The sequence below is a fragment of the Microcoleus sp. B13-B6 genome (assembly GCF_036705405.1).
GTDB lineage: Bacteria > Cyanobacteriota > Cyanobacteriia > Cyanobacteriales > Microcoleaceae > Microcoleus.
The window spans coordinates 1-7,847 of record NZ_JAUBUJ010000049.1 but is presented as its reverse complement, the minus strand read 5'-3'; the positions used below and the strand labels follow the sequence as shown (position 1 = coordinate 7,847).

The following is a 7,847-nucleotide window of genomic DNA, read 5'->3' as shown; positions in this document are numbered from 1 at the left end:
CAGGGTTTGCCGGCTATTTTTTGACAAGAGAGTTTTTGAGAGAGTTGGGATTGAAATTACTTTGCCTCAGTAACGGCCACGGAGAAGACGCGATCGCCCTTCGCATCTTGCAGGAACTGCAACAGCACCCGCATCCGCCAGAATTAGCCGTGTTTCCGCTAGTGGGTGAAGGGCAAGCTTTCGCTCAACTAGAAAACGCCCGCATCATCGGCCCGGTGCAGCGGATGCCTTCGGGCGGCTTTATTTACATGGACGGGAGAGAATTTTTGCGCGATGTCAAAGGCGGCCTGCTTCAGTTGACAATCGCTCAGTTGAAAGCCATCCGCGCTTGGGTGCGAGCCCAAAAACAGTCTGGGAATCAAGACAGCGTTATTTTAGCCTGCGGGGATATTGTACCGCTGCTGTTTGCTTGGCTCAGCGGCGCCCCCTATGCCTTTGTCGGTACTGCCAAGTCCGAGTATTATTTGCGGGACGAGGACGGGCCTCTGGCTCGCAAATCCAGGGTCTTTGGTGGGTGGGGTTGGTCGCGATCGATTTATTTCCCTTGGGAGCGCTGGTTGATGACTCGATCGCGCTGTCGAGCCGTTTTTGCCAGGGACGCGCTGACCGCCGAGACTTTACAAAAGCTGGGAATTCCCGCTTACAATCTCGGAAATCCGATGATGGACGGACTCGAACCGGAAAACCCAGCCGGTTTTTACGGGCCTGACGCAGAGTTTCGGGAAATCGAGCGATCGCTCATCATCACCTTACTCCCCGGTTCTAGAGCGCCGGAAGCCTATGCTAATTGGCTGCTAATAGTAGAGGCTGTAGCCGGAATTTTATCGCTGTTTGCCGATCGCAAATTGTTATTTTTCGGAGCCATTTCTCCAGAGTTAAACTTAGAAGCTTTGCGACCGAGTTTAGATTTTTTCGGCTGGCGACAAGACGGCGAAATTAGAACGCAGCGGCGTGAAGGAAGTATTTTGCGACCTCCTGTTTCTAGTGCTCAAGAAATTCGGAAAGAATCTCCTAATTTGCTATTGCCCTTGACATTTGTGCAGAGAAACGCCACGATGATTTTGACTCAGCAAAGTTTTAACGATTGTTTGTACGAAGCCGATTTAGCAATAGCAATGGCCGGAACGGCTACAGAACAATTTGTAGGTTTAGGAAAACCGGCGATCGCCATTCCCGGAAACGGCCCGCAATTTACTCCCGCCTTTGCAGAAGCTCAAAGTCGCCTGTTAGGCCCGTCATTAATTTTAGTCAAACATCCCGCCGAAGTTGCCGGCGCCGTGCAGTCTTTGCTCCGCGACCCCGACAGGTTGCAGCTAATCGCTGAAAATGGCTGGCGGCGCATGGGAGAACCCGGTGCTGCAGCCAGAATTGCCGAGTGTTTAATTCAGCGGTTCGGCGGTGAATCCAGCAATTCTCAATTGCCTCCAATAGACTAGGGAAAAAACAATGTTTTGTCCCTACCAAGTATGTTTAATTCTACTTTCTGTGAACAAACCTGACGGTCAACTGAGTACAGTTAGACCGCAGGCTTCTTTTTCCTTTTTTTTCTCATGCTTTTTATAGTGAGGTAGTTCCACCCCCACTTGCTAATATAGTATCAGAGTATTTCCAGAGCATCTTGGGGTATAAAAGAATAATTGTCGGTTTCGGTACCTACACCCGACGAGCCTTTCATCACGCGGGCGTAATTCCCAACGGGGTACGGGGCGCTGCGCTCAGATTAATCCCCTCTAAATATACGCCCGGGACTTCCCGGCAGGTAGTTAAAAAAAATCTTGTTCGCTAATATCATGTCCGATGGATCGCCCATAATACATAAGCCGGGGCGGGTTTGTGAGATTGTCCGTTTTTGGCCAATATTATTGGTGAACCCGCCCCTACAGGAATCCGGGTAATCGACCGGACATGATATAACTACTAACTTCCGTTGTATGTATAGCAATCCTAAATCATTTGTAAAAATATGTAGGGGTAGTGCTACCCCTACTCCCCGTGCCTACCCCAGCCAAGGCGGGGCAACCGGGCGTGGGTTTGCCCCTACAAGAATTACACGAATCATTTAGGATTGCTATAGTGAGGAATGCAAGTCCTCTGATTTTTATGAGGACTTGCATTCCAATACTGCCAACCAATTTTATTGTGGTTGTTCGAGTAGGGTGTGCTGGGCCGCGCACCTTACTAATACACCACTGGAATAAAAATTTAATTCGCCGTTTGTTCCGAAGATTGATCCCAGAAATTAGCTTGAGGAATTTTAAAATCCGACTTAACCAAAACTCCCGGTTCTCGCTGCACTGGCAGCACATCTAAAGTATCCGTTTGCGCGCAATATTTTAAATCTTCAATAACACCTAAACCGAGGAGGCGCTGGCCGTGGCTGGCTCTTTCCAACAATTCGTGCAACCTATCTTGCCAGTGCAAATAAAGAGCAATAGCCCCAAATACTTCATCGTTACCAGCAAAATCGCTCGCAGGAATACCGCTTTCTGCTAGGAGACTTTGGGCGATCGCACCAGCACAAACCGTATCTTCCAACGAATAACTCCCTTCCCAACCAGAACCCACAATCCAAATAGTTTCCGGCCGTTTATTTAACAAAAACTGCACCACAGATTTGCGGTTAATCAAAGCCGCCGTTAACACCGTTGCAGCAGCTTGCACTCGCTGCAGAGCCCGAGTACCGTTAGTTGTGCTGATAAAAATTCGCTTCCCAGTCACCTTTTCTGGCGTGCAGTCGAAGGGAGAATTCCCCATGTCAAATCCATCAACTTTGCCGCCGCCGCGCTCTCCCGCGCGAATCCGCTTATCTGCAGGCCATTTTTCGCTCTCGGCCATCAGCTTATCTAAGTCGCTGAAAACTTGGACAGCTTCCGCCCCATTATTGAGGGCTGTTGCCATTGTCGTAGTCGCCCGCAGCACATCAACTGCGATCGCGCAAGCCGGCATTTTGTCGGCTGGCGTAAGTTCCGGGGTATGGTAAATAAAAAGCTTCACTTTTGGGCTACCTGCGATAAATCCTCATCAGCAATAATAATAGAATTTGTACCCTGAGCGTAGTCGAAGGGCTTTCTTCCTTCTTCCTTCTTCCTTCTTCCTGCTTCCTTCTTCCTTCTTCCTTCTTCCTTCACCTATATGTCAAAACAGCTAAATTCAAACCCCGCCCACGCCGCCATTACCGCACCAATTCGACTCCTGGCAGGCTTCACCTATCCTTTGCGAGCTTTCACGCTGATTTTGCAAACTCCCAAGCTGTGGAGTTATGTATTAGTTCCCGTGGTGCTAAATTTTATAATTGGTATTGGTCTTTATTTAAGCTTGCTATTTCCCAGTTTGGCAGGGATAGACGTTTTAGTTGCCGATTTATCCGTCCGATTTAACGCTCTAATTGCGAGTTTTCCCGCTTGGCTGAGCTTTCTCGGTGTGTTAACAGTTGCTTTCGGCTGGCTGCTGCGCTTACTCCTAGTGTCAGGACTTTTGCTGATAATTGGATTTTTGTTAGTGCAGTTTGGCGTGATTTTAGGTTCGCCGTGGTACGGCAAACTTTCCGAACAATTGGAACTGCTGCGGAACGGTCAATTGCCCGCAGAAGCACCAATGAATCTGGCGAGTAGTTTTGGGGATATTCAAAGGGCGATCGCCTTTGAACTGCGAAAACTACAAATTTTGTTGAGCGTCGGTATACCCCTGCTGCTGCTAAATTTTATCCCTGGTGTCGGCTCTATTCTTAGCAGTTTGGGTGGCGTAGCTTTGGGCGCGACTATTGTCTGTTTGGACTTTTTAGATGCACCTTTGGAGAGACGGAGGCGACCTTTTCAGGAGAAGTTGGAGATAATTTGGGCGAGTTTGCCGGCCAGCGGGAGTTTTGGTTTGGTTTGTTTGGGTTTGGTGAGCATTCCGCTGTTGAATCTGTTGGCGATTCCGCTGTGCGTGACGGCGGGAACTTTGTTTTTTTGCGATCGCATTTGGCCGGCCCGCTTTGCCCCAGAAGAAACTCATAGCGATCGAGAAACTAACATTACAACTTAAAAACTAGGGAGATGCTTCTTCCTTCGGCTGACTCTGGGAGTTAATACCCCAAAACGGGCTTAACAACAGCCAGCTAATGAAGAAAAAGGATGCTGTAAATAGCTGGACAATATCGATCGCCGACAAATATCCGTCAGATAATAGTGCAATAGTTCTATCTGTCAGCCCGAATATCCAAGAGAGAATCCCAAACAGCCAAATGCCTTTTTGGAGCATGGGCAAAAATGCTGAAACTTCGGAGTTTTGCTGCTTCTTCATTGATTTAGCCCTTGTTTGCGAAGAATCTGATTAACGGGGGCACCCCAAGGGCTTAAGGATTTTTGGTGTCTCCTCGGATTCCCTTTGTTATCTATATGTTAAGAAATGTTTCCCGATCTGACAACGCGCCCTGGGAGGGATTTCCGCATCTATCTCAAGAGGTAGCCCCAGCGCTAAAAAAGAGTGATATTTGCTACACTTTGGTAGCCACGCTAGAGATTTTGCCGAGTTTTTGAGGGGTAAATTGCTGAGTACGGTAGTGGCAGGCTCTCTTGGCACCGCGCCTAGAAAAGAAAGCTTGTAATTTATTTTGAAGTGTGTCATACTACATAACGAGCAAGTTTGGTTCAAGAACGATCGTGAGGTTTGTACTGAGGAGGGAAAGTTATCAAAGCCCTAAAAGCCACAGGACAAACAATTCGATTATCAGTATTAACCAGGCTTGATATGAGTTCAGCGTCAATAAAATCGAACAATGCCACGCTTAAATCAGATTATTGCGATCGAAAAAGGCATCAAAAGCCGCTCCGTCCAAGAACTAGCAGAAGCTCAAAAAGCGCTCCAGAAGCCCGCTGTGCTTTCTGGAATCTCCCGCACTTACCGTCCCAAAGACGAAGAAGGCGAACAACTGCCGCCAGAGTCCAAAAAAGTTGAAGTCAAAGCAGAAGAGATTATCCGCAAAACGACTGAAGTTTTGACCAAACTCTTCGACGTAACCGCAACCAAAGATTGGACAAATTGTAGCGCTCGTGCTGACGTAACTGTAGACGGAAACGTGCTTTTGAGCCAAGTTCCTGTCAGCTATTTGCTATTCATTGAAAAGCAGTTAGCAGATTTGCAAACATTCATCAAAAAACTTCCAGTCTTAGATGCTTCCGAGACGTGGAACTTTGATGCTTCGGCAGACTGTTGGGCAACTGAACCGGTGCAAACTCTCAAGACTTTTAAAACTCCGCGCAATCACGTTAAAGCTGAAGCTACCGAACACCACCCGGCGCAAGTCGATGTTTATTACGAAGATATTACGATCGGCTATTGGCGGACTGTCAAGTTTTCTGGAGCTTTGCCTGCTGCGCGGCGGATCAATGAGTTGCTGCAAAGGGTGGAAATCTTGCAGCAAGCTGTTATGTTCGCCCGCGAAGAAGCTAACAATTCTGAAGTTGAGGAACAGAGAGTGGGAGAGCGAATTTTTCAGTTTATTTTCCGCTAAGTGCTTGCTTTTTTGATAGTTATGCTTTAAGATATAAACAGAGTACAAGTTCAAACTCAAACTTCAACTTAAACCGTACAAATGTGATAGTGCAGGTTCGACTCCTGTCCCTTCTACCCAAAATAGGGGGGTAGCCCAATTGGCAGAGGCAGCATTGCGTACAAATTCAACAGCAAGTTATCGGGAAATTGGCTTTAAAACCCCGTCCTTCTAGGACGGCTTGAATTCCTTAAACCCATTCCAAAAATTTAGGGAATTGCTGGTTTTTGTGGTTGACTATAAAAGTCAAGGTTAAACTCGAAACGCCCTCGTGAAACAGGGACTCAGACACACTTTTAGGCGTAAACCGGGGGACAAAGAGCGGCGAAAACTCGCCATACAGCTAGGGGCTTAATACAGCCTCATAACCAGAAAAACAAACAATTCACTTTTTGTTAGGTAGGGTAGGGCATACCCGAACTCGCTTGTCAATATCCTAGTACGCTTTTGGAGATAGACCCTAGGCGGGTGACTGCGAATCAGGCTCGTTAATGGGTAGGATTTCTACGGTTAAAAGGTCTGAGTATTGCCGCAAGGACGTAGCACTTAAAGGTCAGTCGCTGAATTAAGAATCCCCACACCTTTAGGTTGGGGAGTGTCAATACTCTAAACTCAGCATTCACCGCCGATCACAAAAACGAATGTCAGGAAAAAATAACATCATCGAGGTTGCTGGCTCATATCCAGCCCCCTCTACCAAACGCAGGGGGGTAGCTCAATCGGTAGAGCGCGATGCTATTAATCTTAAATCCTTGACTTAAATGTGATAGCGTGCGTAAATGGGCGGTAAATATAAACCCAGTAGTAAGGTCAGAACTGCTGGAACCTACACAAATACTTTAAAAGGACTGTTGTGGAATAACCATTGTCAATGTTTCGATAAAGTTCAAGATGGCATTTATTTGATGCCTATATCTGCTTTGTGTACGGAAATACTACTTACCCATCCTGTAAGTAAACGTACAAAAGATAAACTTTTAACGGCTCTCTCCGAGGCTTTCGATCGTTTACAGTCTCAAGGGAAAACAAAACTTACGGTCAATCCGTTTGCCAATGGCAGTAAAGGTGCAGAGAACAAAACTGAAAAGTATAAATCAACAGTTGACGTTGATGGTACTATCCGTCCGTGGTATGAGATACAGGATTTAGAATCTAACCCTAATGAACGTGATAGACGTGCTTTCACTAAGGAAGAGCGAGACATTATTATCAAGGCTTTTTATGAATCTGCTACTCCTAGTTTTTCTCATGCAGCCCCTCTAATTGAATTTTTGTTTTTAACTGGATGCCGTAGCGGGGAAGCTTTCGCGTTGACTTGGAATAACATCAAATTTGAAAGTAATCAAATTGTGATTTACAAGTCTTACGCTACCAGTATTAAAGGGGTTAAGGCTACCAAAAATAATGACGCTCGATTGTTTGTCATGTATCCAAAATTACGTGAACTGTTGTTGAGCCTAAAAACTAAAAATACTAAGATGAGCGATTTAGTTTTTAGGCAAATGAATGGCAACCCATATAATACAGATGGCTTAGGGCGTGTTTGGATGCACAACGCATCACCAAACAGTAGTCAACATTACTACCCTGGTGTTGTTACTCAATTGGTCAATTCGGGACTCATTAGCTGCTATTTGAGTCCCTACCATACAAGGCATACATTTATAACCTTGCAAGCTCGTGCGGGCGTTGATTTGACTTTGTTGGCAAGTATATGTAGCACGGGTGTCGATAAAATCCATCAACATTACTTAGAACACGATAAGTCGGCTACACCGTTAAACATCTAACCTACCGCCCCTACTGACCGCCCCCTAAAAAGGGCGGTTTTTTATTGGCGATCGCACGGAACGGAAAAAGGAAACCCTTGCTCGAACTATCTGCATAGTGTGACTGAGAGTAGGGGAGCTTGCCTCTGTATCTGCTTACATTTCTTGGCGTAGCCGCCTACAGTTGGCGGCTACTATTCAAAATAGAGATGAATAGGCAGTGAACCTAATATCAAATATTCACTTGTGTCACGTGAGTGACGGTAAGTAGTCCCGTTCTGTTGGCAACAAAACTTAACAGTTGCAGTATTGACACTTTAGCCTGAATACTGCGATCGTCAAAAGTAAGAGAAAGCAACACAGCCACCGGGTTGGCCCCGATGACTGCTGTTTTCTCAATTGTGTCACCAATTGAGAACTTTATTATGTCACAACAGTCCGCTTCGCGCGCCCCACGATCGACTTGTCTTAACTATTCGTGGGATAAGCCCCTTGCACTCCGTTGGTATCGAGATGCCGTGTTTGATGGTATCCGCCACACCGAG

The 7,847-nt window shown here is 46.4% G+C and carries 7 protein-coding genes; 4 read left to right on the top strand and 3 right to left on the bottom strand.

What is annotated here, in order from left to right:
* Nucleotides 1-50: 50 nt before the first annotated feature.
* Nucleotides 51-1,436 (top strand): lipid-A-disaccharide synthase-related protein, encoded by a 1,386-nt coding sequence (locus QUB35_RS21195; RefSeq protein ID WP_333143762.1) that lies wholly within the window; start codon nt 51-53, stop codon nt 1,434-1,436.
* A 766-nt stretch (nt 1,437-2,202) separates the two neighbouring features.
* Here QUB35_RS21195 and QUB35_RS21190 read toward each other — a convergent pair.
* Together QUB35_RS21190 and QUB35_RS21185 are read right to left on the bottom strand one after the other, a co-directional pair.
* Nucleotides 2,203-2,994, bottom strand: a complete 792-nt coding sequence (locus QUB35_RS21190) for a 2-phosphosulfolactate phosphatase family protein (protein ID WP_333143719.1) — start codon at nt 2,992-2,994, stop codon at nt 2,203-2,205.
* Nucleotides 2,991-3,128, bottom strand: a complete 138-nt coding sequence (locus QUB35_RS21185) for a hypothetical protein (RefSeq protein WP_333143718.1) — start codon at nt 3,126-3,128, stop codon at nt 2,991-2,993. Before QUB35_RS21185 ends, QUB35_RS21190 begins: the two co-directional genes overlap by 4 nt.
* Before the next feature lie 4 nt (nt 3,129-3,132).
* On the opposite strand from QUB35_RS21185, the gene QUB35_RS21180 reads away from it, so the two are divergent.
* Nucleotides 3,133-4,026, top strand: coding sequence for an EI24 domain-containing protein (locus QUB35_RS21180; protein WP_333143717.1), 894 nt, complete (start codon nt 3,133-3,135; stop codon nt 4,024-4,026).
* Nucleotides 4,027-4,029: 3 nt separating this feature from the next.
* On the opposite strand, the gene QUB35_RS21175 is transcribed toward QUB35_RS21180, so the two are convergent.
* Nucleotides 4,030-4,284, bottom strand: a complete 255-nt coding sequence (locus QUB35_RS21175) for a hypothetical protein (RefSeq protein WP_333143716.1) — start codon at nt 4,282-4,284, stop codon at nt 4,030-4,032.
* Nucleotides 4,285-4,759: 475 nt separating this feature from the next.
* Here QUB35_RS21175 and QUB35_RS21170 point away from each other — a divergent pair, with 475 nt between their 5' ends.
* Together QUB35_RS21170 and QUB35_RS21165 are read left to right on the top strand one after the other, a co-directional pair.
* Nucleotides 4,760-5,494 carry a DUF7873 family protein gene (locus tag QUB35_RS21170; protein WP_333143715.1) on the top strand — a complete coding sequence of 245 codons (735 nt, stop codon included), beginning with the start codon at nt 4,760-4,762 and terminating at the stop codon, nt 5,492-5,494.
* Between the two features lie 818 nt (nt 5,495-6,312).
* Nucleotides 6,313-7,323, top strand: coding sequence for a tyrosine-type recombinase/integrase (locus QUB35_RS21165; protein ID WP_333143714.1), 1,011 nt, complete (start codon nt 6,313-6,315; stop codon nt 7,321-7,323).
* Nucleotides 7,324-7,847: the final 524 nt, after the last annotated feature.